Genomic DNA, 24,139 nt, shown 5'->3' on the forward strand with positions numbered 1-24,139 from the left:
GATAAAAACCTTTTCTTGAAGCTTTTTTCATCAAAAAGTCATCGGGACGTAACCTTTTTCGAGGTAGTCCGCTATTATCTTCCCCACGTATTCCACTCTGGTGTACTTTTCCAGCTTTACTGCAAAACCTCCATCCTCGGCTATCCTTTTGCACGAAAGGGGAAGCTTGCCCAGCTCCCTCAGCTTCTCAATCCACTGAAGAAATTTCCTCTCCCCCTCTGCGATCTTCCTTTCGATTGGTCCAAAAAGTATCACCTCAACGTCTTCCACCCACTTGTATTTCAAAGCATTGGTGGCCCACATGAATCCTACCAGAGCTTTTTCGTCCTCACTGGAGATTATAACAAGCGCTTTTACCATCTCTACCCCTCCAGGGCCTTTATGAATTCTTCAAAACTCCTTGTTGAAATCTCCCTTTCCATAACTATGACGTTTATGTTGCCGCATTCATATTTGGCGCACAAACCGATGCATTCCTCAACGCTGACTTCATAGCCCTTCTCTTGGAGGAGCTTGACCACTTCCTCTAGGTAATCACCAGCACAGAACTTGCAAACCTTGGCTTTCATCTTATCACCCAAAAGTGTTTCGGAAGTACATCTTTTTTGGTCTCACTATTTCTAATGTGAAAAGTCTCCAAGTTTTTCAGTTTTCAAAATGTAAAGGAGATCGGAATGCTTTCATTTTTCAAATGGCATGCCAAACCTGTTATAGCTGACCTTCCCCCACTCGAAGATCTCTTCGCCGTGGGGCGGCTTATTCTCCGCTGGATAGCCAACGCCAATAATGCATAGAACGCGGTAGTTTTCTGGAATGTCCAAGAGCTCCCTCACGTATTCCTCGGCGCTCTTCTCCTCGTTGTGCATCCTGTTCCTAATCTGCACCCAGAAGGATCCCAGACCCAGGGCAACGGCCGCGAGATGTATATGCTCGGCCGCTATGGAAGCGTCCTCGATCCATACGTCGCTCTTCTCACCATCCACCGTCACGACGATGGCTAAAGGTGCCGTCGCCAGTCCAGAGGCGCCTAACTTTGCCTTTGAGAGCCTCCGAAGCTTTTCCTTATCATCAACGACTATGAAGTGCCAGGGCCTTTTGTTGTATGAACTCGGTGAAAGGAAAGCAGCCTTAAGAAGCTTTTCTACCAGCTCCCCCGGGACTTTCTTATCCTGAAAGCGCCTTATACTCCTCCTTTTTCTCAACACTTCGAAGAACTCCATGCCACCACCGACAAGAATTTCCTGGAATCCATTAATATCCTTTTCCGAAGTTGGTATTTCCCAGAACTGTCCAGAACTTTTGGTTTTCAAAAGCCTTTTTTGAGCCTCGTAGAAGCCTCCAATGGTGGGAGCATGGTGGATGTAAAGATGGACTTTTCGAGGCACTTCCCGATAATCGGTATGGATGGCCAAAGAAAGCTCGGCGAGAGCACGGTTGCAGTTGTAGGTGCCGGAGCACTGGGGAGCTGGGAGGTCTACTTCCTCCACAAACTGGGCGTTGGAAGAATAATAGTGGTAGACAGAGACTTCGTAGACGAGAGCGACCTTCCGAGGACTATATATACGAGTGATGATGTAGGAAAGCCCAAAGTGGAAGTCCTGAAGGAGCGCTTTGAGAACGTTATTGGCTACTTTGAGGACTTAAACCCGTCAACGGTGCACCTTCTGGACGAAGCTGACCTCATTATAGACGGAACGGACAACATTTACACGAGACAGGTAATAAACGACTATGCGGTGAAGAGCAACAAACCGTGGATTTACGTCGGTATCTTGGCGACTTACGGTAACTTGATGCCCATAATTCCAGGAAAGACTGCCTGTTTCCGCTGTTTGATGCCGAAGCTGCCCTCAAGACCCATGCCAACGTGCGCCGTCGCAGGGATTATGAGCTACGTTCCTCCCCTGGCTGCTTCGCTGGCCGTCACTCTAGCGGCTAAGATTCTCTTAGGTGGGGAAGTGAAGAGTGAGCTGATTTTCTTCGACACCAAGACACTCGACTTTGAGAAGGTGGAGATCCCGAGGAGGGAGGACTGTGAGGTCTGTGTCAGGCACAACTTCACGTTCCTGGAGAAGCAGATGAAGATAGAGCACATGTGTGACGGTTCGATTCAAATAACTCCCCCCGAAAGGATGAGTGTAGACCTTGATGAGCTCGCCAAGAGGCTCGATGCCCTCGGCATTGAGTACATCAAGACGTCGCAGTTCATCCAGTTCGAGGACGACTACGCTGAGATCCTGATATTCAAGGGCGGACGGATGGTAGTTAGGGGAGCGGAGGACGAGAAAGAGGCTAAAAACTTCTTCGCGCGCTATTTGGGTGGTTGAGATGATACTGGTACGCTATGGTGAGATAGCAGTAAAGGGGGGCAAAAGGAGGGAGTTTGAGAGGAGGCTCGTAGAGAACATCCTCGCTGCCTTGGAGAGGAAAGGGATTAAAGCAAAGGCGAGGTTGATTAGAGGACGAATCCTCATTGAGGCCCCCGATGAAGCGGCTGAGATTATTGCAAAAGTCCCGGGCGTTGTTTCGGTTTCGCCTGCGAGGGAGATGAACTACGAGGAAGTGCCGGACTATCTGAAAGAAGCCCTGAAAGGCCTGAATCCGAGAAGCTTTAAGGTGGAAACCCAGCGGCTGGATAAGGCGTTCCTCAAGACTTCTGTTGAGGTTAACAGGGAAATAGGGGCGTTCATTGTGAGAGAATTCGGCTGGAAAGTAGATCTGGAAAACCCCGAGCTCACGATAGGAATTGAAATTATAAAGGGAAAGGCCTACGTCTTCTTTGAGAAGATTAAAGGAGTCGGTGGGCTTCCAGTTGGCACGCAGGGGAAGGTTGTGGTTCTGCTCAGCGGGGGCATAGATTCACCCGTTGCCGCATTCCTCATGATGAAGAGGGGTGCAGAAATAATAGCGGTCCATTTTGACCAGGGAAAGAACGCAAAGAATGTTGTTGAGAAAACCGTTGAGATACTCAATGATTACTCCCCAAAAGACATTGAGCTCATTGTGGAGAACCACTTTGAAGTTCTGAGACCCTACGTGGCCGTCCTCAGCAGGATAAACATGCTGGAATGGACATGCGTCCTGTGCAAGGTCGCTATGCTGAGGAGAGCCGCGGAGATAGCAAGGGAAGAAGGTGCGCTGGGCATTGTTACTGGGGATTCCCTTGGCCAAGTGGCTTCTCAGACACTGGCTAACCTTTACTTTGAGACCATGAGCGTCCGCTTTCCAGTACACAGGCCGCTTTTAGGTATGGACAAGGAAGAGATAGTTAAGATAGCGAGGGAAATTGGCACATATCAAGCCTTTTTAGAGTACCCTTACTGTGATTGTCCCTTCAGACCAGAGAGAGTTGTAACTCAGGGGAAGTATGGGGAATTCTTGAAGATCTTGGATATTTTGGAAAAGGAAGGAATAATTTAAAGTTTTTCAAAAATCTGAGGAGAAATCTTTTAAAGTAACCGGGTGTAACTATAGGAGGGTGATGGCCATGCTGAGTGAAAGAATGTTGAAAGCTCTAAATGAACAACTTAACAGAGAACTTTATTCTGCATACTTGTACTTTGCAATGGCAGCCTATTTCGAGGACCTTAACTTGGAAGGGTTTGCCAACTGGATGAAGGCCCAGGCCGAGGAGGAACTTGGCCACGCCCTAAGATTCTACAACTACATTTACGACAGAAATGGGAGGGTCGAGTTGAAGGCCGTAAAGGAGCCACCGAAAGAGTGGGAGTCTCCGCTGGCAGCATTTGAGGCGGCATACGAGCACGAGCAGTTCATAAGCAAGTGCATAAACGAGCTCGCTGCTCTGGCCGAGGAGGAGAAGGACTACTCAACGAGGGCATTTTTGGAGTGGTTCATCAACGAGCAGGTCGAGGAGGAGGCAAGCGTCAAGAAGATCGTTGATAAGCTCAAGTTTGCAAAGGACAGTCCGCAGGTTCTCTTCATGCTCGACCAAGAGCTCGGCCAGAGGAAGCCGCAGCTTCCGGGCCTGCTCCTCCAGTCAGAGGGCTAAATCCTCTGCCTGTCTTTTCCACTGCCTCTCTTTTGCATTTTGCATTGGTTCTACCTTTTCTGGATTTCTTAAGTATACAAATTTGTGAAGAAAGGTTTTAAAAGTGTGCGTTTCTACACAAACTCGGGTAAAGAAAGGACGGTGATGGTTATGCTAAAGGTGGAAAATCTCCATGTTAAGGTTGCGGACAAGGGAATACTCCGGGGAGTAAGCTTTGAACTGGGTGGAGGAGAGCTTCACGTGGTCATGGGACCCAACGGAAGCGGAAAATCTACTTTAGCCCTCACGATTGCCGGACATCCGAAGTACGAGGTTGTCAAGGGAAGGATACTCTTCGAAGGAGCGGACATAACCCACACAAAGCCGGAAGATAGGGCTAAGAAGGGCATATTCCTCAGCTTCCAGCACCCCGTCGAAGTCGAGGGGGTTAAGGTCATACAGTTCTTCCAGAGGATGCTCAAGAACCTCAGGGGCATTGACGAGGTTGAGGCCTACGACATGATATTTAGGGCCGTTGAGGAGCTTGGCTTCGACAGCTCGATGCTCTCAAGGGAGCTCAACGTCGGCTTCTCCGGCGGTGAGAGGAAGAAGCTTGAGATGCTCCAGGCGTACCTTGTGAAGCCGAAGCTTCTTATCCTCGACGAACCCGACAGCGGTGTTGACGTCGATTCTCTCAAAGTCATAGCGGGAATAATAGCCAAACTCCACCGCGAGGGGACGAGCATACTCCTAATCACGCACTACGGCAGGATACTAGAGTACCTCAATCCCCAGAGAGTTCACATCATCAAGGACGGGCGGCTTGTCGTTTCTGGCGGAATGGAGCTTGTAAAACTCATTGAAGAGAAAGGCTTCGCGGCGGTGAAAGACAATGACAGGGCAGACAAGGCTTGAGGAGATCCTCAAGGCCGGCTCGCTGGAGGAAATCCTTGGTACGGCAGTGCCATATCCTAAGGAAATCGAGCTGAAAGGCGAGCTGACCAGGGACATGATAGAGGAGCTTTCGCGCATAAAGAACGAGCCAGAATGGATGCTCAGGCACAGGCTCAAAGCTCTTGAGCTGTTCCACAAGCTCCCCATGCCTAAATGGGTAGTCGGCGTTGAGGAGCTCGACCTTGAAAGCCTCACCCTATACTCCAAGCCCGAGATCGGCAACGAGGTCAGGGACTGGGAGGACCTGCCCGAGAACATAAGGAGAACCTTCGAGCGCCTAAACATTCCTGAGATAGAGAAAAAGTTCCTCTCTGGCTTAACGGCTGTCTTCGACAGCGAAAGCGTCTACTCCAACCTCAAGGCCGAGTTCGAGAAGATGGGCATAATCATGCTCCCGATGGAGGAAGCCGTCCAGAAATACCCTGATCTCGTAAAGAGGTACTTTGGTAGAGTCTTTCCGGCCGGAGAGCACAAGTTTTCGGCACTGCATCACGCTCTCTGGAGCGGTGGAGTTTTCGTCTACGTCCCGAAGGGCGTTAGGATACCTTTTCCGGTTGAGGCATTCTTCGTAATAGGCTCGGCTTTGGAAGGACAGTTTGAGCACACTCTCCTAGTTGCTGACGAGGGGAGCTACATCCACTTCATAGAAGGCTGTTCTGCGCCGATGTACAAGGGCTTCTCCTTCCACGACGGAATGGTCGAGATATACGCCCACAAGGGAGCGACCGTCAAGTTCACCACGATACAGAACTGGAGCAGGAACGTCATCAACTTCAACAACAAGCGCGCGATAATCGAGGAGAACGCCTACGTCGAGTGGATTGAGGGGAGTATAGGAAGTAAGATAACCTACACATACCCGTCGAGCGTCCTGAAGGGAGAAGGGGCGAGGACGGCTCAATATGTCGTTTCGCTCAGCAACGGGCCCTTCATGAAGGACACCGGGGCCAAAACCTGGCACCTCGCACCCAACACTAGCTCCAAGATAGTCTCGAAGAGCATAAGTGCCAACGGCGGAATCAACATCTATCGCGGACTGGTGAGGATCTTGAAGGGAGCTAAAAATTCGACGGCGACGGTATCTTGTGACTCACTCATACTCGACGAGGAGAGCAAGGCCTACACCTATCCACACAACCAGAACGACGAGCCAAGCGCGAGCATAATCCACGAAGCCACCACTGGAAAGCTCGGCGAGGACAAGCTCTTCTACATGAACTCGCGCGGAATAGGTGAGGAGGAAGCGAAGAGCCTTATAGTGCTTGGTTTCATTAGCGAAATCCTTGAGGGGCTGCCTTTCGAGTACGTTGAGGTGCTCAAGAAGGTCATAGAGCTGGAGTTCAGTGAGGTTGGGGGTGTTGGCTGATGCATTCCATGCTTCCAAAAATAACTCTTGAGAAGCTTGAAGCCCTTGAGTACCAGAAGTACGGTGACAGCCCGACCATAAAGAGCTACACCAAGTGGAAGCTCTTCGAGGAGAACTCACCACTTGGGCTTCCGACGGAGGCAAAGGCCGGAGAAGTGAAAATTAAGGCGCACGTCCTCCTCTCAGGAAGTGTAGCGAGCTTTAACCTTCCAGCCGGCGTTGAGCTAACTGAGGGGACGCTTGGCCTCTCAAGTCCGGAGGAGTCAAGAATCCTTGGCTTCCACTTTTATGCACTCAAGAAGTCCTACAGGCTGAGGATAACCGAAGACCTCCTCGAGCCGCTTGTGGTAGTATCGCACCTATCGGAGAAGGCCTTCATTAGCCACCACATCAGCATAGAGGCCGAGGACGTGAAGGCGCCGATAATCATCCACGATTTGAGCGAAGAAGGAACAAAATCCCTAGTGGTCGAGCTTAAAGCCAAAAACGCCGAGCTTGAGATACTCACTGTCGGGAAGCACAAAAGCTTGTCGCACTACCTCCTGAGGGCGAGCCTCAGCGAAGGAACCAGAGTCAAAGCCTTCACCGTTATCAGCGGCGGCAAGATGAGCCACCACCGCGAGGACTACTCTCTAGAAGGAGCAAAGAGCGAGCTTATCCTGAGGGGCATGCCTATAGCGGTGGGCTCTTCCGTTGACTACCTCACTAACGTCCTACTGTACGGCGAGAGAACCATCAGCGAGACCAGGGTTCACGGGTTCTCTTACCAGAACGGCTGGGCCGTCCACAGGGGCGTCGCGAAGGTCTTCGAGAGTGCGAAGAACTCGGTGAGCGAGGTAATTTCGCAGATAACCATCATGGACGAGGGCTCCCTCGGTGTGAGCGTGCCGATGCTTGAGGTCGATACCGGAGAAATCGAAGCCGCCGTCCACTCATCCGCGGTGAGGCAGTTCGATGAGGATGCCCTCTTTTACCTCCGCTCGCGCGGACTTGAGAGTGAGGAGGCATTGAACCTATTCATTCACGGCATCGGTGAGGCCTTGAGCGACCACCTGGAGCGCCTCAGGGGCAAGGCCAGGGGCAACATATTGGAGCTCATCGAGGGCCTGCTTTGACTTTTTCTTCTTTTGTTCCGTATTCACACGGAACGCGCTTATACCAGGTGACGGCAAACCTACCCTGGGGTTTTGGGGTGAAGACGCTTAAGTACTCCGGAATCGCCGGTCTGATAACCTACTGGCTCTTCGTAGCCTAGAGAATAAGCAGGAATCAGTGGTTTTCCTTCTTCCATAACCCACTCAGCGACTTGGGCGACCCATCCAAGGCGGTCTCTCCGTGGATATACAACTACGACCCCATAGTTCCCCGCTCCTTTTCTCTGGGTTTTTCTCTTACTTCGTCCCTTATCGGCTTCAGGGCCTTTGCGTACTTTTCGAGAGTCCCGAAGAGCCTTCCAACCCTCTCCTCATACTTCTCGCCCTTTAGCTCTTCGCCCTCGAATATGTCGTCCACGTTGTAGAACCGAACCTGTGCAACTGGGAGCATGCGGTAGTTAAGCGACGCGGTTCTCAGCTCCATCAGCAGCCTAACGCCGCCGGTAACGCTTGAGACGGTACATATTCCAACCGGTAAAGCCTCGTACTCGTCGTAAATTGTGTCCAGGAGTATCTTGAGCTCGCCGGGATAGCTCCCGTTGTACTCGGGTGCGACTATGATAAGCGCATCCGCTTCAAGAATCTTCTCCCGGTATTTTTTCATCTTCGGTGTGATCCTCCAGCGGTGGGTATAGGCGAGGAGGTAATCGCGGACGTCTATCAGCTCAGCGTCCCAGCCGAATTCTTGGGCCTTCTTCACGAGGTACCTCGCAACTTTCTCGCTTTTCCTACCTTCCCTTGCCGTTCCGAGAACTATCTTAACCTTCATCTTATCCCCGGACGAAGTTCGCTTTTGGGATATTTAAATTTGTCCTCCAAAATGCAATACTTTCGATTTTGGAACTTTTCACTTTGTTAGGCAAACCTATATAAGTTAGGTTTCCCAACATAGTCCCGAGGTGTTTGAAAGATGGTGAAAGTTGGAGAAATCGTCCCGGACTTTGAGGCAGATGCTTACCTTCCGGAAAAGGACGCAATAGAGAAGGTTAAGCTTTCGGACTACAGGGGCAAGTGGGTTGTTTTGGCGTTTTATCCGGCTGACTTCACCTTCGTCTGCCCGACGGAGCTTGAAGAGCTTGCTGAATACTACGAAGAGTTCAAGAAGGAAGGCGCCGAGATCCTGAGCGTTTCAACGGACACTGCCTACGTCCACAAGGCCTGGCACGACACTTCTCCCGCGATCAAGAAGATAAAGTACCCAATGCTCGCTGACCCAGCGGGAAAGATATGCCGCCTCTTCGGCACTTACATCGAGGACGAGGGCGTCTCCTGGAGGGCGACCTTTATCATAGACCCTGACGGAAAAGTCGTCCACATGGAGATGCACGATCTGAGCATAGGCAGGAGCGCGAAGGAGATACTGAGAAGGCTCAGGGCCTCTAAGTATGTGAGGGAGCACCCTGGACAGGTGTGCCCGGCTAGCTGGGAGCCCGGTAAGGAGACCCTCGAGGTTAGCCTCGATCTAGTTGGAAAGATTTAACTCCCTTTTCCATTTTGTAAATTTTGAGCCGTTTCTTTCTCACATTAAGCAGGTGACAGACATGGGCATGCCCATACCTGGGCAATTATTGCGAATTGTCTGAAACTCAAGTTCGATATCCAAACCACTGGGTTTTGCTTTTGAAGTGTCTCCCCTCCTGAACGCAGGCGTTTTCATCCCTACGTCCGAAACTTCAATTTGGCAAAGATAAACTTCATAAGTTATCCGAGAGATTTTAGACTGGCCTAAAAATTTTGGGGGTGGAGTAATGAACGCTGGCGCTTTCCTCATAACCTTCAGAGAGGCCCTCGAGGCCGCCATAATAGTCGCAATAATAGTTGCCTATTTAAGGAGAACCAACCGGACTGAACAGATAAAAAACGTCTGGATCGGCGTGGGACTTTCCCTGCTGGCTAGTATTATCCTCGGAGCCGCGATACTGGGGCTCTATGGGGGCCTAGAAGAGAAGGAGCTCTTTGAGGGCCTGGCTTCCTACCTGGCTGTGATAGTCCTCACGAGCATGATATACTGGATGGCTACCAAGGGGAAGAACATCCGGACCGAGATAGAGAGCAAGGTGAGCACCGCGATATCTCCCTTGGCATTAATCGGCTTTACATTCATAGTTGTCTTCAGGGAGGGACTTGAGACTGTCCTGTTCCTCACGCCCTTCATGACTCAAGACTTCGGCGGCACGCTCCTTGGCCTTATAACTGGCTTAGTCAGTGCATTTATACTCGCATACCTCATCTACGGAGTGGGCATGAAGATAAACCTGAGGACATTTTTCTACTACAGCTCGATACTCCTTGTCTTCGTCGCTGCTGGCATGGCAGGTTACGGGACCCATGAGCTCATAGAGTGGGCTGAGGAGGAAGGAATGGATTTGGGATTTATAGGTGAAACCGCGTACGACCTCGGCATTCCAAGCGACAGCGTGTGGCACCACAAGGGAGCAATAGGTTCCCTCTTTGCAGTGCTCTTTGGATACTCGACGAGCATGGAGTGGGGAAGGATAATAGTGCAGTTTGGTTACCTCCTCCTAGCCCTGTACCTTGTGCTCAGGGCCTACAGGAAGGAGCCTTTGTTGAATCCTGAAGATGCAGGACTCAAAAGTAGCGTTTAGCTTTTTTACTCATTTTTGTCCAGCAATGCATAAAAAGCATGAATCTGAGTTCAAGTCAGGTGAAGAAAATGGGCGTGCGGAGTTTTAAGCGGATCGCCCTGGTGGGGGCAAGCCCGAATCCAGCCAAATACGGCAACATAATCCTAAGAGATTTAATGAGAAAGGGCTTTGAGGTTCTGCCCGTTAATCCCAACTACGACGAGATTGAAGGATTAAAGTGCTACAGAAGCGTTAGGGAGCTCCCGAAAGATGTGGATGTGATAGTCTTTGTCGTCCCTCCCAAAGTTGGCATTCAGGTGGCAAAGGAAGCCGTTGAAGCCGGTTTCAGAAGGCTGTGGTTCCAGCCAGGAGCTGAGAGCGAAGAGATTAGGGAGTTTTTGGAGAGCCAAGGCGTGGAGTACAGTTTTATAAAGTGCATAATGGTGGAGACAGGGTGATAGTGATGGAGTTCTACTACGTCAGGAGGTTTGATGAGGATCTAGATTTCGTATGGGAGCGCTTTAAGGAGAAGCTCGAGGAGGGGGGGTTCCTTCTGATAGGCGAGAGGATTCCGGTTGCAATAACCGAAGGTGAAAACGGCATAATAGCGGACTATCACCTGCTATTCATCTGCCACAGTGAGCTGGTGGAGGAGCTCGTGAAGATTGACCCAAACATCGGCGCCCTCCTACCCTGTACTGGCTTTGGCTACCGGAAGGAGGACGGAAACTATCTTGGAGTCGCTCTGCCAAGCATCGCTTGGAAGGTAGCCGGGGAGAAAGTCGTGGAGCTTATGGAGCCAATAGAGGAAAAGCTCAAGAAAATCATTGACTCCCTGTGATTTTCAGTTTTTGAAGTTTTCTCTCCATCCTCTTTTCACCCTGTAAAGAATAAGGACAATAAGCTTTCGCGCTTAGTTAGTACAGGTGATTGAAATGGCGAAAGTTGTTTTGAAGATTAACAATATGAGCTGCGGGCACTGTGTGATGACCATCAGGAGGGCCCTGGAGAAGATTGGCGCCAAAGCAGAAGTTAGCCTCGAGAACAAGACCGCGGTCGTCGAGTACGATGAGTCAAAGCTCAAGATCGAGGATCTAATCAACGCCGTAGCGAAGTTCGGCTATGAGGTGGAGGTGGCTTAAGATGCCCACAGACCCAGTCTGCGGAATGGAAGTTAGTGAAGAGACCGAGTTCAAAGTAGAGTATGGTGGAAAGACTTACTACTTCTGCTCTTCACACTGCAAAGCTCAATTTGAAGCAAATCCTGAGAAATACGTCAAGGAAGAGGGAATGAAGCACGAGTACGGTATGCATTCTCATAGTCATAAACATGGCAGAGGGCACGGCTGTTGCTGCCATTAATCTTCTTTTCTTTTATCTTCTTTTCTTTTATGAGGTACTGTTGATGAATGGACATGCATTATTAATATTATAATATATTATTATCAATTGGCGGTAATGCTCTTTCTGCCGACTCTGGTTTGGCGTGGAATTCTTTGCTGATTAGCGTGACACTTTAGCTGAAAGAGTGCAATTTTGTATTACCTTTCTCTTTTTCGTGTGAACTAAACTTATAAGGGCTTTATTTTAGATTTACTACATGACCCACCATTATGGCTATGTGAGCGCTCTCTTAGCAGCACTGCTCTTTGGAATAAGCTCAACGCTGAACAAAATCTCCCTTAGAGATGTCCATCCAATGATTGTAGCAGGGAGCATTTATCTAACGGCTGGAATAGTTCTAATGCTTCTCCGTTTCACACCACTTAAGGATAAAATCCTTGAAAGGCTTGAATTTAAAGTTAAAACCCAAGGACACTTCTCAAGGCGAGACCTCCTGCTATTAGCTTTTATAGTGCTCTTTGGCTCTTTTTTGGCACCACTCTCCTTTATGTTTGGACTTGATAAAACAACAGCGGTCAATGCATCCCTTCTACTCAATACTGAAACATTGTTCACAGTTTTAATCGCTCTCTTAATCTTTAAAGAGAAGGCTTCAAGAAGAAGCATTCTCGGAATTCTCTTAATCTTAATTGGAGCTGCTGTAATCTCGACGGAAAACTTTAGGGAAGTAGAGCTGAGCAAAGGCATCCTTGGGAACATTTTAATAATCTCGGCAGGTCTTTCATGGGCGATAGACAATAATTTGAGCAAGTTGCTAAGCGTTAAGAGGGATTTGCTCTTGGTAACTTCACTAAAGGGACTGTTTGGAGGGAGTGCGCTATTAATTTTGGCTTCTCTAATTGGGATTCCCTTCTATATCCCGCTTCAAAGCTTTCCATACATTTTAACTGTCGGTGCGTTTAGCTTAGGCTTCTCCATCGTGCTATTTCTATTTGCTCTAAGAGAAATTGGGGCTATGAAAACAGGGGCAATTTTTTCAACTTCCTCACTAATTGGTGCTCTCTTTGCTTTTTTAGTCCTTGGGGAGAGCTTTACAGCAATTAAAGCATTTTTTGGCGTTTTAATGCTCTTTGGAGTATATCTGCTCTCTTTAGAGTGACTTTACTTACTTCTGTTCAGAAATCTTTATAATAATATTTCTTTGACGCTTTAGGCAACCCCACAAGGCTTAAGATACTTTTCGCACTGCTGGAGGATGAACTCTGCACGTGCGATTTATCGAACATTACCGGCCTGTCAGTTTCAGCTATATCTCACCAGCCTAGAATCTTGAAGGATAGAAAAATCGTTACATACAGGAAGGACGGAAAAAACGTCTTCTATCGCCTGGATGACGAGCATATAAGGGAGATTTTGAAGGTTGCGCTTAAGCACATGGAGGAGTAAATAATCTGGAATACAAAACTACAAAAGGTGAACAGAATGAATTCAAAAAATCGCAAGGTATTACGGGTATATAGAACAAGGCTCATGCAAAAAGGCTTACGATAAGATCATCCGATTTTACGATTGTTTTGCATTATTTGAGAAAAATATAGGGACAGGGCATTGGAGCTGTTGGACATTAAAAAGGGAAATCGTTCTGGAGATTGGCTTTGGAACTGGGCACTGCTTGAAGAAAATGGCTGAGTTAGTGGGGGAGGAAGGAAAGGTTTACGGTATTGACATTTCTTCTGGGATACTGGAAGTTAGTAAACGGAGACTTGAAAAAGCTGGACTTTTAGATAGAGTCGAGTTGTATTGTGAAACGCATCAAAATTGCCCTATGAAGACAATAAATTCGATGCTGTTTTCATGAGCTTCACCCTTGAACTTTTTGACACACCCGAAATTCCAAAAGTTCTTAACGAGATTAAAAGGGTTCTAAAACCTGGTGGGAGGCTTGGAGTTGTCAGCATGTCAAAAGAAGGTGGGAATGTTTTGCTGAGGCTTTATGAGTGGCTTCACGAAAAATTTCCCCAATATATTGACTGTAGGCATATCTATCAATAAGAGAGGCTGGATTTGAGATAAAGTACAAAGAAGAGGTGAAATTATTTGGGTTGCTCGGAGAGATTGTTATTGGAATAAAGCGTGATATACAGTAGGTATATGTGACAAACCGGAATGTTATGCCAAATTCAAAAATGCTTTTATCGGTAGGTGCTCACTTTGGAAACTTTTCTCTTTATTTCTTGTGCGCCGGTCCGGCTTGGATTTTCCATTTTGTATGAAAAATGGTTAAATATTTTTTGTTAGTTAGAAATTAATGATGGTGATTAATATGGAAGATGAAAAAAAGGCTCACAATGAGCACACCCATGAAGAGCACAAAGAAATGATGATGCACCAACATGAGGAAAGCGAAAAGCATGAACATATAGAACATGGAGAGCATGAAATGCATAGACACAAGATGGAGGAAGAAAAGCATGAACACGCTGCTCATGAACCTGAGCATGGAGAACACAAGCATTCGCATGCGGATCACCATAGAATGATGATGGAGGATTTTAAGAAGAGATTTATAGTTTCTGCCATACTTACGATTCCAATACTGCTCCTATCTCCGCTGATTCAAAAGTTCCTTGGTTTTACATTCACGTTCACGGGCGATAGATATGTTCTCTTTGCGCTATCGACAGTGGTCTACTTCTACGGTGGGAAGCCATTCCTAACGGGAATGAGAGATGAACTTAAGAAGAAAACCCCAGGAATGATGACGCTAATTGCTCTGGCAATCACAGTTGCCTTCTTTTACAGCTCTGCTGTGACCTTTGGATTGCCCGGAAAGACCTTCTACTGGGAGCTTGCGACGCTTATTGACATTATGCTTTTGGGGCACTACATAGAGATGCGTTCTGTTCTCGGCGCTTCGAGGGCTTTAGAGGAGCTAATAAAGCTCATGCCAACTGGTGCCCACTTAATAACTCCTGAGGGAATAAAAGACGTCCCAGTGAGCCAGCTTAAGAAAGGAGATATAGTCCTAGTTAAACCTGGGGAAAAGATACCCTCTGATGGCATCATAATTGAGGGTGAGACGAGTGTAAACGAGGCAATGCTCACCGGTGAGTCAAAGCCTGTCTATAAGAAACCCGGCGACATTGTTATAGGTGGTTCAATAAACCTAGAGGGCTCGATTAAAGTCAGGATCGAGAAGACTGGAAAAGAGACCTACTTGATGCAGGTGGTTGAGCTTGTAAAGCAGGCCCAAGAAACGAGGTCGAGGACTCAAAATTTAGCTAACAGGGCAGCTTTTTGGCTTACACTCATTGCAATAACCGCTGGAAGCGTAACTTTAGGAACTTGGCTCTACTTAGGGAAGCCGTTTGTGTTCGCTTTGGAGAGAATGGTCACCGTGATGGTAATTACATGCCCCCACGCTTTGGGATTGGCTGTTCCTTTAGTAGTCTCAGTGTCAACGTCAATATCAGCGAGGAAGGGAATACTCATTAGGAATAGAGAAGCCTTTGAGAGGGCAAAGGATGTTCAGGTAGTTGTCTTTGACAAGACGGGAACCTTGACCGAAGGAAAATTCGAGGTAACAGATGTAATTCCACTGGATGAGCTGGAGGAGGAAGAAATCCTGCGGTACGCGGCAGCGCTGGAGAGCCACTCATCACACCCGATAGCGCAGGGGATAGTTGAGAGGGCGAAAGAGCTCGGGCTTGAGCTCTACAATGTTGAGCAATCTAAAGTGCTGCCGGGCAAGGGTGTCCAGGGGACCATCAACGGCAAAGAGGTTCTCGTCGTAAGCCCTGGCTTCCTGGAGGAAAACGGACTCTGGGCTGAGGACGAGCGCGTTAATAAAGTTCTGGAGCAGGGCAAAACTGTTGTGTTCCTTGTACTTGAGAGAAAGCTGGTTGGTGCGATCGCCTTAGCGGACAAGATAAGACCTGAATCAAGGGAAGCCATAAAGAAACTTCACGAGATTGGGATTAAAGCTTACATGCTCACAGGAGACAACGCTAAAGTTGCAAAGTGGGTTGCTGAGGAGCTTGGTCTGGATGGCTACTTTGCAGAGGTTTTGCCCCATCAGAAGTCAGAGAAGATTAAGGAGCTCCAAGAAAAAGGCTTCGTCGTGGCAATGGTTGGGGATGGAATAAATGATGCTCCAGCACTAATCCAGGCTGATGTGGGTATAGCAATCGGAGCAGGAACCGATGTGGCAATAGAGAGTGCCGATATAATCTTGGTTAAAAACGATCCGAGAGACGTCATAACAGCGATACACCTTGCAAGGGCAACCTATAGGAAGATGGTGCAGAATTTGGCATGGGCAACTGGCTACAACACATTCGCAATTCCTTTGGCAGCAGGGGCGCTTTACAACTATGGAATACTGTTAAGTCCAGCAGTAGGTGCTTTGCTGATGAGCTTGAGCACGGTGATAGTCGCTATAAACGCGAAGTTTTTGAAAGTCTGAGGCAGTCTTCTTTTTCTTTTTTTTGAAATTTTTGGATGCTATATTTCACTTCTGTAAAGAATAAGAGCTATATCCTTTGTCAATGAGTAGTAACTGAGGCGATCAAAATGATGTTTGAAAGCGTTAACTCGGGTTTTTTAACCTACGTTTGGAGAAAGTGAATGGGGGTGGCACGACATGATTGGATTTGGCTACTTCGGCTGGTTTGGGGCAATATTCATGCTCCTGTTCTGGATACTGATAATAGTTGGGGTAGTGTGGCTCATTAAGTGGCTCGTGGAGCAGAGCTCAAGCGGAATCACAAAAACGTCAAAAAAGAGCGCCCTTGAAATACTCGATGAAAAGTACGCAAGGGGAGAGATAGACGACGAGGAGTATGAAAGAAGGAAGAGAAAGCTCTTAGAGGGCTGAAGGCTCTCTTTTAAACTATTTTGTGGCAACAATTAACCTCACGATGTCGAAGAAGAGATCTTCAACCTTTTCTATCCTGAAGCCAGCCTTTTCAATATTCTTTTGCGTTTCTCTCACCATCGAAGTGCCCACTAGGGCTTTCATTATCGGATCCATCAAGTAGAGTGGAATGTTCAAAAGCTTTGACTCACTTTTCATATGTTCCAGAAATATTGCCTTCCCTCCAGGTTTTAAGACTCTATAGGCTTCTTTCAGCCCTTTGACGGGGTCTGGAACTGTACAAAACACGAAAGTGCTCACAACCGTGTCAAAAGTGTTGTCTTCAAACTCTAAATTTTGGGCGTCCATTAGGAGGAGCTTGACATTTTTTAAACCGAGCTCTTTTCTCCTTCTTTCCGCTTTTTCGAGCATCCCTCTGCTGAAGTCTATGCCAATTACTTCGACATCTTTAGGGTAATATGGAAGATTCTTTCCAGTCCCAACTCCTATCTCGAGGACTTTTCCTTTAGCAATACTTAGGGCTTTCTTTCTGTACTTTGAGAAAGCCATCACTTCCATTGGGCTCTCGAAGAGGTCGTAAATTTTTGAAAACCTATCATATTTTTTGGCAGTCTTCTCCATTTTCATCATGTTGTAGTCGTGAAAACTTTTAATTGGGTTTATTCTTACACTTCAGCAAATTCTCTCAAAATCATTTCTCACATTGCAAATAATAAGCCTATTAGCCTTTCCCTCATAGGGTACTATGAAAACAACAGAAAGGTGATGCAAAATGGAGTGGAAGTCACTGTTGATCGGATTCATAATTGGGGCTCTCATTGCGGTCCCATACGGTCTAGCGCATTCAGGGCCGTTCAGCTGGGATGGAGACAGGAGCTTCCCAGGAGGCTTTGGTCCAATGATGGGCATTGCTCATGGACCGGGCATGATGGACGAAGACATCTATGTGGAAATGGTGCAGTACATGGAGAGTGGGGACTTCGCCGAGATTCATGAGGAGATGGAGGAGGAAATGGAGTCAATAATGGAGAAGTACATGGGAAGCTGGTGGAGGGAGAGGCACGAGTACTGCGAAAGAGTAATGGGTATTGAAGATTGGGAAGAGTAAGCGAACTTCGCTCTAAATCATTTCTTTTTTATTTAATGCTTATGGTGTTCATGACTATGTTCTATTTCGTGTTCTTTTAGCTTGAGCTTTTCTATGTTCTCCCTTGTCCTCTTGAATTCTCTCAAACAGGTAGGACAGCAGAAGAAGTAAACCCTGTTGCGATATTTGTAAACTATCGGCTCATCGACTATCTCCTTGCCGCAGTAGTCGCATTTGAATGGAACCTTGACCTTGGGAGGATGTTCTTTCTCAATGCTCTCTAGGATAGGCATTATCTCAAGTACCTCAAAACCGGCACCTTCTATTACGTTTCTCAGTCCCTCCATATCTTCGACAGCCACTTTTATGAGATACTTCTTACTCGTGAAGCGGTTGATCTCGATGATTTCCTCGAACTCTTGAAGCTTCTCTGGCTTGTCAGTTTTGATTATCAGGGCAACGACGTTGTGGGCCTTCTGGAGTTCTGGGTGGAGTTTAATCGTGTAACGCTGAATAATTCCTTCTTTCTCAAGTTTTTCTAGCCTCGTCTTAACAGTTGGCCTGCTGACGCTGAGTCTTTCCGCGAGTTCGGAGATGCTTAATCTTGAGTTGTCCATGAGAAGATATATCAGCTTCAAATCCAGTTCATCTAGCTTTGTCATGATAAACACCTACGAGTCGTTTGTTTTCAAAATATAAAAATTCTTCGGTTAGCGTTTACACTTTGGTAGAAATAATGCCCTTAAAGTGTGCTGTTAAGTAAACATCGGTGATAGTTATGAAGCTTACGCTTAAGGTTAATGGGATGACGTGTGCCATGTGCGTAAAAACCATAGAAACAGCTCTGAAAGAGCTTGAGGGGGTTAAAGACGCCAGAGCCAATTTAAACTCTGAGAATGTTTACGTGGACTTCGATGAGTCAAGGGTCAGCCTGAATCAGATTATAAAAACAATTGAAGAGCTTGGCTATCAGGTGGTTCGAGAAAAGAGAGACGCGATAATAAAGATCGGTGGAATGACCTGTGCAATGTGTGTCAAAACCATTGAAGTAGCTCTTAAAGAGCTCCCTGGAGTTTTAGATGCTCAGGTCAATTTGGCAACTGAGAAGGCTAAGGTAAGCTATGACCCAAGTTTAGTAAGCATAGAAGATATTAAGAGAGCAATTGAAGAGGTTGGCTACCAATTCTTGGGAGTTGAAGGTGAGGAAAGCCATGATGTAGAAAAAGAGATTCGAGAGAAGCACATGATGGAAATGAAGAAAAAACTTGCCGTTGCTTGGGGAGTAGGGTTAACTCTCTTCGCCTCAATGCAGCTTCACAGATTCGGGATTGAAATTCCCAACTTAATTTACGTTCAATTCCTGCTGGCAACTCTGGCAATAATCTACGCTGGAAGGGATATCTTTGGAAAGGCTCTCAATTCATTAAAGCACAAAAGCTTAAACATGGAAGTCATGTACTCCATGGGAATCGGTTCTGCCTATTTTGCAAGCATTTTAGCTACGATAGGAATTATTCCAAGGGAGTTCAACTTTTATGAGGCAAGCGTTTTGCTAATGGCCTTCCTCTTGCTTGGACGCTACTTAGAGACTTTGGCCAAAGGAAGAACGAGTGAGGCAATTAAAAAGCTCATGGGGCTTCAAGCTAAAAAGGCAACCGTAATTAGGGATGGAAAAGAGATTGAAGTTCCAATAAGCGAAGTTAAAGTTGGCGATATTGTCATAGTCAAACCTGGAGAGAGGATTCCGGTTGATGGAATTGTAATTGAAGGAGAAAGCTACGTTGACGAATCGATGATCACCGGAGAACCAATTCCAAATTTAAAGAATAAGGGCGACGAGGTTATTGGTGGAACGATTAACAAGAACTCCGTGCTTAAAATCGAGGCAAAGAGGGTCGGAAGAGACACAGCTCTGGCACAAATAATTAGGCTCGTTGAGGAGGCACAAAATACAAGACCACCGATTCAGAGATTAGCGGATAAAGTCGTTACATACTTCATTCCAGCCGTTTTAACAATAGCACTAATCTCCTTTGGATACTGGTACTTCATAGCTGACCAGCCCCTGCTCTTCGCCTTCACGACACTGCTCAGCGTTTTGGTGATTGCCTGCCCATGTGCCTTTGGCTTGGCAACTCCAACGGCTTTAACAGTTGGGATGGGCAAAGGTGCCGAAATGGGGATTTTAATCAAGAATGGTGAAGTACTGGAAATAGCGAGGAAAGCCACAATAGTTCTCTTCGATAAGACGGGGACGCTAACAAAGGGGACGCCTGAAGTTACAGATGTAGTGACTTTTGGCATGGATGAGAAAGAGCTTTTGGGCTTAGTAGCTTCAGCTGAAAAGCGCTCAGAGCACCCACTAGGAGAGGCCATAGTTAGGAAAGCTCAAGAGCTCGGATTAGAGGTTAAAGAGCCCCAAAGCTTTGAGGCAATAACCGGCAAGGGAATAAAAGCCGTAGTGGATGGGAAGGAAATCTTGGCCGGAAATAGAAAGCTGTTCAAAGAGAATGGTTATCCAATAGACAGAGAGGTTGAAAAAGCTCTCCTTAAGCTTGAAGATGAAGCTAAAACGGCCATAATAGTGGCAGTTGACAGAAAAATAGCGGGAGTTATTGGAATAGCGGACACAATCAAAGAAGGCGCGATAGAAGCGATAGAAGAGCTTCACAAAATGGGCAAGAAAGTTGGGATGATTACCGGCGACAATAGAAGAACCGCAGAAGCGATAGCTAGACAGCTTAACATAGATTACGTTTTAGCGGAAGTTTTGCCCCAGGATAAAGCAAATGAAGTAAAGAAGCTTCAGGAGAAGGGAGAAGTGGTCATTTTTGTCGGGGATGGGATAAACGACGCTCCCGCTTTGGCTCAAGCTGACATAGGCATAGCGGTAAGCTCCGGAACCGACATAGCAATGGAGAGCGGAGACATCGTCTTGATTAAAAACGACTTAAGAGATGTGGTTAGGGCAATAAAGCTCAGCCAAAAGACGCTCTCAAAGATTAAGCAGAACATCTTCTGGGCGATGTTCTACAACACCATCCTAATACCCTTCGCCGCTGGACTGGCCTATGTTCTCTTTGGAATCACCTTCAGACCAGAATGGGCTGCTGGAGCTATGTCATTGAGCAGCGTGAGTGTCGTCACAAACTCCTTGCTTTTGAAAAAAGCGAAGATTTGAGGTGGTTAAGATGATCAGGGAGTTTGATGGAGACTTTGGAAAAGTTGAGAGGGCAAAATATGCCCTCCTTTGGTTTTCTTCTCCTGGCTGTCCGCCGTGCAGGATGATTGAACCGTTTATGCACGAGCTGAGCGAGGAGTATAAGGAAGTGGAGTTCTGGGAGGTTGACGTGGAGAAGCATCTTCCGCTTGCGGAAAAGTTCGACGTCATGAATGTGCCCACACTGATTTATCTCAAAGAAGGAAATGAAATCGCAAGGCAGAATCTGGTGAGGAAGAAGGAAGAGGTCGAGGAGAAGCTAATGATGCTTCTGGGTTCTGACTCCTGAAGTTTCTGGGCTCTGCTTTTTATCTTGTTCTCTTTGATGGAAAGACAATAACTTCCCCTTCTAATTCCCTTTGAGTGCGTATGAAACGAATAAAGGTCGAAATTCTTCACGACCACCATCGACTTAGATTTGGATAAGCTCTATTTTAGAAACCCGATGAACGAACGTTTCCGGGGTTTCATTCTGGAGTTAGCAGGCCTAGTGGATTGAAATGTCAGAGCCACCAGAACAAGTTAGCGGACATCAGGTTTAAGTTCCTTCAAGCGTTTCAGCTGCCAGAATGAGCCAAGATACTGGACGTTGGCTGCGGTGTCGGAAGGCACTCAATAGAGCTCGCAAAAAGGGGCTACAAGGTTACAGGAATTGAGATATCCCAGGGAATGCTTGAAGAAGCAAGAAAACGAGCTCAAAAAGAAGGTGTTGAAGTGGAGTTCATAAAAGTAGACGCCACGAAGTTTAAGCGTGAGGAGGAATTTGACGCTGCCATATGCCTCTGCGAAGATGCCTTTTCACTAATCGGTTCAAGTGACGACCCAATAGAGCACAACTTGGCGATACTCAAGAACATTTATGAATCCCCAAAGCCCGGCGGGAAGTTTATTTTGACTGTCCTGAGTGCCCTTTCAAGAGTTAAAGGGGCATCAAACGAGGACATAGTCAAAGGAACTTTCGACCCAAACGCTATGACGTTCTTTGAAGAAATCGAGGCACCCGATGGCACAAAATTCCCGATTAGCGAACGCGTTTATGTCCAAAAGGGTTGGTTTGAAGTAAAAGCCATCTGGGGAGGCACTGCTGGAAGATGGGGAAAGGGGAAGGTGGATTTCGACGACATTGAGATGATGGTTATTAGGTGAAAAGCCCAGAAGGGAGGGGTAAAATTCGAGGCTCACATTTTCTTTTTAAAATGAAAGAGTGTATCACGTCCGTGTATAGAGCGGGGGTCAAGGTTAAGTAGTTTTCCACCGTAATCACTCCGGTGAGAGCATGCCTGTTATCGAGGTCGAAAACATTAGGAAATACTACGGCAAAGTAAGGGCCGTTGAAAACCTTAGCTTCTCCGTTGAGGAAGGGGAAATCTACGGCTTTTTGGGTCCCAACGGGGCAGGAAAAACGACAACAGTTAAAATCTTAGTCAAGATAATCAAGGACTACGAAGGCGAGGTTAGAGTCTTTGGAAAAGACTTGAGAAAGTGGAGCAAGGACTATTACCAGAAAATAGGCGTCTCCTTTGAGTTTCCCGCAATTTACTCGAAGCTCACGGCCCTTGAAAACCTTGAGTTCTTTGCCTCCTTCTACAAGAAGCACCTCGACCCCATGGATGTGCTCAAAATGGTGGGCCTTGACAAGGAAGCAGACCAGTTGGTTGGAAACCTTTCCAAGGGTATGAAGAAGAAGCTTGACCTAGCGAGGGCCTTCCTCCCTGATCCGGAGATACTCTTCCTCGATGAGCCTTTAGAGGGTCTCGACCCTGGAAGCGCAAGGAAGATTAAGGACATGCTCCTGGAGATGCGAGAGAACGGAAAGACGATTTTTCTAACGACACACAACATGTACGTGGCGGACGAGCTCTGCGACAGGGTGGCCTTCATAGTGGACGGTGCTGTGAGGCTCGTGGACAGCCCGAAGGAGCTCAAGGTCAAGATGGGTAAGAGGGTTGTGAAGGTTGAATATGCCGCCAGTGGCAACGTTGAGGTTAGGGAATTCCCGCTAGAAGGTTTGGGTCAGAACGAGGAGTTCCTCGAAATCCTCCGGAACCATGAGGTAAGAAGGATAAACACGGAGGAGCCTACGCTAGAGGAGATATTCCTAAAGGTGACGGGGAGGAGGCTCGTATGAGCTTTGCCCAGCTGATGAGGGTCGAGTTCAAGGTGGGCATGAGGAACTACACCTACCCCATATACTTCCTCGCGGCTCTGGCTTACGGCGTTGTGCTGGGAGCCTTCCCGGAGGAGTACGTCTCGACGATGGCACCGCTTTTCATATTTATCGACCCAGGTCTGCTCGGCTTTATGTTCATTGGAACCTCGATATTCTCCGACAAGAAGGACGGCACTATTGGAGCGCTCTCCGTGACACCGATGGAGTGGCGCGACTATTACCTCTCCAAAACGATCATCATGGCTTTACTGGCTCTTATCGGGGCGCTAGTGATAGTGGTTGTCGGCGCTGGCTTCAACGTCCAAATCGCCTACGTGCTCATAGGAACTCTGCTGGTCTCAGTGGTCTACACCCTCCTCGGCATAGCGATAGCTGCAAAATACAGGGATCTGGACGACTACTTCGTGCCCCTGCTGGCCGTCATGGTGCTTTCCTTCCTGCCCTTTGCGGCATACCACGGGCTCATAAGCGGCCCATGGGGGAAGGTGCTCTACATTATACCGAGCTATCCGGGACTCTATTTCTTCCACGCGGGCTTCGAGGAGATAGCGAGGGAAACGCTGATGTGGTCGGGCATTGCCCTTGTAATCTGGGGCATCGTAGCATACAACCTCGCTAAAATCCGCTTTTACAAATACGCCGTGGAGGGATTGAGATGAGTTTTGTGAAGAAGTTCCTCGCCATTTACAGGATTGACTGGAAGATGCTGAAAAGGGACCCGATGCTCGTTTACAGCATCATCATTACCATAATCCTTCTTTTCGTCGTCCGCTACTTCAAGGACCGGCTGGGGGTTCTCTATCCGCCCGCAGCAATCTTTTCCATCATCTTCATTCCCCTCATCTTCGGCATGATTCCTGGCTTCATGATGGCCAACGAAAAGGAAGAGAAAACTATAGAGGCCCTTCAGGTGATTCCGATATCGAGCGAGGCCTTCTTGACATACCGGCTCCTCTGGGCGTCTGCTGTAACGGGTATCCTCACGGGCCTAGCGCCGAAAATTCTTGACATAACGGTTCCGTGGAAAGGCCTCCTGGCGCTCATGGCACTTTTCATCATTGAAGTGTGGACCTATGCGCTGTTGATAACTGACTTCTCGGAGACTAGGATGCAGGCTTTGACAGTTTCAAAAGTCGCCGGCTGGCTGCTAATCCTTCCGCCGGCCATAAAGTTCATCGTGATCGCCAGGAACATATCAACTGATTGGAGCAAGTTCACGGCCTTTCTTCCGACCTACTGGATCCACAGGCTCTTCGAGGGGATTCCTTTCAACGACTACGGCGATTTCTGGCCGGGGCTGGCGGTTCACCTAGCGTGGCTTGTCCCACTTGTAGTGCTGTTCAAGAAGAGGGTGCTTTGAAAATCCTTGCTTTAGCTTTTATTTTGGGCTTT

The 24,139-nt window shown here is 47.5% G+C and carries 28 protein-coding genes and 2 pseudogenes; 24 read left to right on the forward strand and 6 right to left on the reverse strand.

Annotated elements, in window-relative coordinates:
- Window positions 1-30: 30 nt before the first annotated feature.
- From E3E33_RS02770 to E3E33_RS02780, 3 genes are all read right to left on the reverse strand, one after another.
- Window positions 31-360, reverse strand: a complete 330-nt coding sequence (locus E3E33_RS02770) for a hypothetical protein (protein WP_167711889.1) — start codon at window positions 358-360, stop codon at window positions 31-33.
- A 2-nt stretch (window positions 361-362) separates the two neighbouring features.
- Window positions 363-569 carry a hypothetical protein gene (locus tag E3E33_RS02775; protein WP_012571816.1) on the reverse strand — a complete coding sequence of 69 codons (207 nt, stop codon included), beginning with the start codon at window positions 567-569 and terminating at the stop codon, window positions 363-365.
- 111 nt (window positions 570-680) lie between these two features.
- On the reverse strand, window positions 681-1,220 hold the full coding sequence (locus E3E33_RS02780; RefSeq protein ID WP_167711890.1) for a nitroreductase family protein: 540 nt from the start codon (window positions 1,218-1,220) through the stop codon (window positions 681-683).
- 132 nt (window positions 1,221-1,352) lie between these two features.
- Here E3E33_RS02780 and E3E33_RS02785 point away from each other — a divergent pair, with 132 nt between their 5' ends.
- From E3E33_RS02785 to E3E33_RS02810, 6 genes are all read left to right on the forward strand, one after another.
- Entirely contained in the window at window positions 1,353-2,327 is a 975-nt protein-coding gene (locus tag E3E33_RS02785) for a HesA/MoeB/ThiF family protein (protein WP_167711891.1), read from the forward strand.
- 1 nt (window position 2,328) lies between these two features.
- Window positions 2,329-3,420, forward strand: a complete 1,092-nt coding sequence (gene thiI / locus E3E33_RS02790) for a tRNA uracil 4-sulfurtransferase ThiI (protein WP_012571813.1) — start codon at window positions 2,329-2,331, stop codon at window positions 3,418-3,420.
- A 67-nt stretch (window positions 3,421-3,487) separates the two neighbouring features.
- On the forward strand, window positions 3,488-4,012 hold the full coding sequence (locus tag E3E33_RS02795) for a ferritin (protein WP_167711897.1): 525 nt from the start codon (window positions 3,488-3,490) through the stop codon (window positions 4,010-4,012).
- A 150-nt stretch (window positions 4,013-4,162) separates the two neighbouring features.
- On the forward strand, window positions 4,163-4,906 hold the full coding sequence (gene sufC / locus E3E33_RS02800) for a Fe-S cluster assembly ATPase SufC (RefSeq protein ID WP_012571811.1): 744 nt from the start codon (window positions 4,163-4,165) through the stop codon (window positions 4,904-4,906).
- Entirely contained in the window at window positions 4,884-6,311 is a 1,428-nt protein-coding gene (gene sufB, locus E3E33_RS02805) for a Fe-S cluster assembly protein SufB (RefSeq protein WP_167711892.1), read from the forward strand. The genes sufC and sufB overlap by 23 nt, the downstream gene beginning before the upstream one ends.
- Window positions 6,311-7,426: a SufD family Fe-S cluster assembly protein gene (locus E3E33_RS02810; protein ID WP_206203394.1), complete on the forward strand. Its 1,116-nt coding sequence runs from the start codon at window positions 6,311-6,313 to the stop codon at window positions 7,424-7,426. Before sufB ends, E3E33_RS02810 begins: the two co-directional genes overlap by 1 nt.
- A 232-nt stretch (window positions 7,427-7,658) precedes the next feature.
- Here E3E33_RS02810 and E3E33_RS02815 read toward each other — a convergent pair whose 3' ends face one another.
- Window positions 7,659-8,234, reverse strand: a complete 576-nt coding sequence (locus E3E33_RS02815; RefSeq protein WP_167711893.1) for an NADPH-dependent FMN reductase — start codon at window positions 8,232-8,234, stop codon at window positions 7,659-7,661.
- Between the two features lie 141 nt (window positions 8,235-8,375).
- On the opposite strand from E3E33_RS02815, the gene E3E33_RS02820 reads away from it, so the two are divergent.
- The 11 genes and pseudogenes from E3E33_RS02820 (at window position 8,376) to E3E33_RS02870 (ending at window position 16,270) form a co-directional block, all read left to right on the forward strand.
- Entirely contained in the window at window positions 8,376-8,945 is a 570-nt protein-coding gene (locus E3E33_RS02820) for a peroxiredoxin (protein WP_167711894.1), read from the forward strand.
- A 268-nt stretch (window positions 8,946-9,213) separates the two neighbouring features.
- A complete protein-coding gene (locus tag E3E33_RS02825; RefSeq protein ID WP_012571806.1) occupies window positions 9,214-10,071 on the forward strand; it encodes an FTR1 family protein in 858 nt (285 codons plus the stop codon).
- A 68-nt stretch (window positions 10,072-10,139) separates the two neighbouring features.
- A complete protein-coding gene (locus E3E33_RS02830) occupies window positions 10,140-10,508 on the forward strand; it encodes a CoA-binding protein (RefSeq protein ID WP_012571805.1) in 369 nt (122 codons plus the stop codon).
- Between the two features lie 5 nt (window positions 10,509-10,513).
- Window positions 10,514-10,891 (forward strand): DUF302 domain-containing protein, encoded by a 378-nt coding sequence (locus E3E33_RS02835; RefSeq protein WP_167711899.1) that lies wholly within the window; start codon window positions 10,514-10,516, stop codon window positions 10,889-10,891.
- Between the two features lie 94 nt (window positions 10,892-10,985).
- Entirely contained in the window at window positions 10,986-11,192 is a 207-nt protein-coding gene (locus E3E33_RS02840) for a heavy-metal-associated domain-containing protein (protein WP_012571803.1), read from the forward strand.
- Window position 11,193: 1 nt separating this feature from the next.
- A complete protein-coding gene (locus tag E3E33_RS02845) occupies window positions 11,194-11,412 on the forward strand; it encodes a YHS domain-containing protein (RefSeq protein ID WP_167711895.1) in 219 nt (72 codons plus the stop codon).
- Between the two features lie 238 nt (window positions 11,413-11,650).
- Entirely contained in the window at window positions 11,651-12,553 is a 903-nt protein-coding gene (locus E3E33_RS02850; protein ID WP_167711757.1) for a DMT family transporter, read from the forward strand.
- A gap of 38 nt (window positions 12,554-12,591) precedes the next feature.
- Window positions 12,592-12,840: pseudogene (locus E3E33_RS02855) on the forward strand (ArsR/SmtB family transcription factor); the annotation flags it as partial.
- Between the two features lie 235 nt (window positions 12,841-13,075).
- Window positions 13,076-13,446 (forward strand): annotated as a pseudogene (locus tag E3E33_RS10915) (class I SAM-dependent methyltransferase).
- 388 nt (window positions 13,447-13,834) lie between these two features.
- Window positions 13,835-15,859: a heavy metal translocating P-type ATPase gene (locus E3E33_RS02865; RefSeq protein ID WP_240912003.1), complete on the forward strand. Its 2,025-nt coding sequence runs from the start codon at window positions 13,835-13,837 to the stop codon at window positions 15,857-15,859.
- Window positions 15,860-16,036: 177 nt separating this feature from the next.
- Complete coding sequence (locus E3E33_RS02870; protein ID WP_167711758.1) at window positions 16,037-16,270, forward strand: SHOCT domain-containing protein; 234 nt, start codon at window positions 16,037-16,039, stop codon at window positions 16,268-16,270.
- Window positions 16,271-16,285: 15 nt separating this feature from the next.
- Here the strand turns inward: E3E33_RS02870 and E3E33_RS02875 are convergent, their stop codons facing one another.
- On the reverse strand, window positions 16,286-16,891 hold the full coding sequence (locus tag E3E33_RS02875) for a class I SAM-dependent methyltransferase (RefSeq protein WP_167711780.1): 606 nt from the start codon (window positions 16,889-16,891) through the stop codon (window positions 16,286-16,288).
- A gap of 151 nt (window positions 16,892-17,042) precedes the next feature.
- Here E3E33_RS02875 and E3E33_RS02880 point away from each other — a divergent pair, with 151 nt between their 5' ends.
- The gene (locus tag E3E33_RS02880; RefSeq protein WP_167711759.1) at window positions 17,043-17,378 is read left to right on the forward strand and encodes a hypothetical protein; all 336 of its coding nucleotides are present in this window, start codon (window positions 17,043-17,045) and stop codon (window positions 17,376-17,378) included.
- A gap of 32 nt (window positions 17,379-17,410) precedes the next feature.
- Here the strand turns inward: E3E33_RS02880 and E3E33_RS02885 are convergent, their stop codons facing one another.
- Window positions 17,411-18,019, reverse strand: a complete 609-nt coding sequence (locus E3E33_RS02885; RefSeq protein WP_167711760.1) for a TRASH domain-containing protein — start codon at window positions 18,017-18,019, stop codon at window positions 17,411-17,413.
- Window positions 18,020-18,135: 116 nt separating this feature from the next.
- On the opposite strand from E3E33_RS02885, the gene E3E33_RS02890 reads away from it, so the two are divergent.
- From E3E33_RS02890 to E3E33_RS02915, 6 genes are all read left to right on the forward strand, one after another.
- A complete protein-coding gene (locus E3E33_RS02890; RefSeq protein WP_167711781.1) occupies window positions 18,136-20,538 on the forward strand; it encodes a heavy metal translocating P-type ATPase in 2,403 nt (800 codons plus the stop codon).
- Window positions 20,539-20,548: 10 nt separating this feature from the next.
- Window positions 20,549-20,866 carry a thioredoxin family protein gene (locus E3E33_RS02895; protein WP_012571794.1) on the forward strand — a complete coding sequence of 106 codons (318 nt, stop codon included), beginning with the start codon at window positions 20,549-20,551 and terminating at the stop codon, window positions 20,864-20,866.
- A 326-nt stretch (window positions 20,867-21,192) separates the two neighbouring features.
- The gene (locus E3E33_RS02900; protein ID WP_370520406.1) at window positions 21,193-21,723 is read left to right on the forward strand and encodes a class I SAM-dependent methyltransferase; all 531 of its coding nucleotides are present in this window, start codon (window positions 21,193-21,195) and stop codon (window positions 21,721-21,723) included.
- A 130-nt stretch (window positions 21,724-21,853) separates the two neighbouring features.
- On the forward strand, window positions 21,854-22,705 hold the full coding sequence (locus tag E3E33_RS02905; RefSeq protein WP_167711761.1) for an ABC transporter ATP-binding protein: 852 nt from the start codon (window positions 21,854-21,856) through the stop codon (window positions 22,703-22,705).
- A complete protein-coding gene (locus tag E3E33_RS02910) occupies window positions 22,702-23,406 on the forward strand; it encodes an ABC transporter permease (RefSeq protein ID WP_012571791.1) in 705 nt (234 codons plus the stop codon). Before E3E33_RS02905 ends, E3E33_RS02910 begins: the two co-directional genes overlap by 4 nt.
- Complete coding sequence (locus tag E3E33_RS02915) at window positions 23,403-24,107, forward strand: ABC transporter permease (protein WP_012571790.1); 705 nt, start codon at window positions 23,403-23,405, stop codon at window positions 24,105-24,107. The genes E3E33_RS02910 and E3E33_RS02915 overlap by 4 nt, the downstream gene beginning before the upstream one ends.
- Window positions 24,108-24,139: the final 32 nt, after the last annotated feature.

The organism is Thermococcus sp. GR5 (genome assembly GCF_012027535.1).
Taxonomy (GTDB): Archaea; Methanobacteriota_B; Thermococci; order Thermococcales; family Thermococcaceae; genus Thermococcus; species Thermococcus onnurineus.

Excerpts from the sequence above, each read along its gene's own strand:
- E3E33_RS02865 (WP_240912003.1), top strand. The coding sequence starts at position 13,835 with ATGCATAGACACAAGATGGAGGAAGAAAAGCATGAACACGCTGCTCAT.
- E3E33_RS02775 (WP_012571816.1), bottom strand. The coding sequence starts at position 569 with ATGAAAGCCAAGGTTTGCAAGTTCTGTGCTGGTGATTACCTAGAGGAA.
- E3E33_RS02810 (WP_206203394.1), top strand. The coding sequence starts at position 6,311 with ATGCATTCCATGCTTCCAAAAATAACTCTTGAGAAGCTTGAAGCCCTT.
- E3E33_RS02815 (WP_167711893.1), bottom strand. The coding sequence starts at position 8,234 with ATGAAGGTTAAGATAGTTCTCGGAACGGCAAGGGAAGGTAGGAAAAGC.
- E3E33_RS02795 (WP_167711897.1), top strand. The coding sequence starts at position 3,488 with ATGCTGAGTGAAAGAATGTTGAAAGCTCTAAATGAACAACTTAACAGA.
- E3E33_RS02850 (WP_167711757.1), top strand. The coding sequence starts at position 11,651 with ATGACCCACCATTATGGCTATGTGAGCGCTCTCTTAGCAGCACTGCTC.
- E3E33_RS02780 (WP_167711890.1), bottom strand. The coding sequence starts at position 1,220 with ATGGAGTTCTTCGAAGTGTTGAGAAAAAGGAGGAGTATAAGGCGCTTT.
- E3E33_RS02770 (WP_167711889.1), bottom strand. The coding sequence starts at position 360 with ATGGTAAAAGCGCTTGTTATAATCTCCAGTGAGGACGAAAAAGCTCTG.
- E3E33_RS02905 (WP_167711761.1), top strand. The coding sequence starts at position 21,854 with ATGCCTGTTATCGAGGTCGAAAACATTAGGAAATACTACGGCAAAGTA.
- E3E33_RS02820 (WP_167711894.1), top strand. The coding sequence starts at position 8,376 with ATGGTGAAAGTTGGAGAAATCGTCCCGGACTTTGAGGCAGATGCTTAC.
- E3E33_RS02875 (WP_167711780.1), bottom strand. The coding sequence starts at position 16,891 with ATGGAGAAGACTGCCAAAAAATATGATAGGTTTTCAAAAATTTACGAC.
- E3E33_RS02830 (WP_012571805.1), top strand. The coding sequence starts at position 10,140 with ATGGGCGTGCGGAGTTTTAAGCGGATCGCCCTGGTGGGGGCAAGCCCG.
- E3E33_RS02895 (WP_012571794.1), top strand. The coding sequence starts at position 20,549 with ATGATCAGGGAGTTTGATGGAGACTTTGGAAAAGTTGAGAGGGCAAAA.
- E3E33_RS02785 (WP_167711891.1), top strand. The coding sequence starts at position 1,353 with ATGGTGGATGTAAAGATGGACTTTTCGAGGCACTTCCCGATAATCGGT.
- E3E33_RS02890 (WP_167711781.1), top strand. The coding sequence starts at position 18,136 with ATGAAGCTTACGCTTAAGGTTAATGGGATGACGTGTGCCATGTGCGTA.
- thiI (WP_012571813.1), top strand. The coding sequence starts at position 2,329 with ATGATACTGGTACGCTATGGTGAGATAGCAGTAAAGGGGGGCAAAAGG.
- E3E33_RS02845 (WP_167711895.1), top strand. The coding sequence starts at position 11,194 with ATGCCCACAGACCCAGTCTGCGGAATGGAAGTTAGTGAAGAGACCGAG.
- E3E33_RS02885 (WP_167711760.1), bottom strand. The coding sequence starts at position 18,019 with ATGACAAAGCTAGATGAACTGGATTTGAAGCTGATATATCTTCTCATG.
- E3E33_RS02910 (WP_012571791.1), top strand. The coding sequence starts at position 22,702 with ATGAGCTTTGCCCAGCTGATGAGGGTCGAGTTCAAGGTGGGCATGAGG.
- E3E33_RS02870 (WP_167711758.1), top strand. The coding sequence starts at position 16,037 with ATGATTGGATTTGGCTACTTCGGCTGGTTTGGGGCAATATTCATGCTC.
- E3E33_RS02880 (WP_167711759.1), top strand. The coding sequence starts at position 17,043 with ATGGAGTGGAAGTCACTGTTGATCGGATTCATAATTGGGGCTCTCATT.
- E3E33_RS02835 (WP_167711899.1), top strand. The coding sequence starts at position 10,514 with ATGGAGTTCTACTACGTCAGGAGGTTTGATGAGGATCTAGATTTCGTA.
- sufB (WP_167711892.1), top strand. The coding sequence starts at position 4,884 with ATGACAGGGCAGACAAGGCTTGAGGAGATCCTCAAGGCCGGCTCGCTG.
- E3E33_RS02915 (WP_012571790.1), top strand. The coding sequence starts at position 23,403 with ATGAGTTTTGTGAAGAAGTTCCTCGCCATTTACAGGATTGACTGGAAG.
- sufC (WP_012571811.1), top strand. The coding sequence starts at position 4,163 with ATGCTAAAGGTGGAAAATCTCCATGTTAAGGTTGCGGACAAGGGAATA.
- E3E33_RS02825 (WP_012571806.1), top strand. The coding sequence starts at position 9,214 with ATGAACGCTGGCGCTTTCCTCATAACCTTCAGAGAGGCCCTCGAGGCC.
- E3E33_RS02840 (WP_012571803.1), top strand. The coding sequence starts at position 10,986 with ATGGCGAAAGTTGTTTTGAAGATTAACAATATGAGCTGCGGGCACTGT.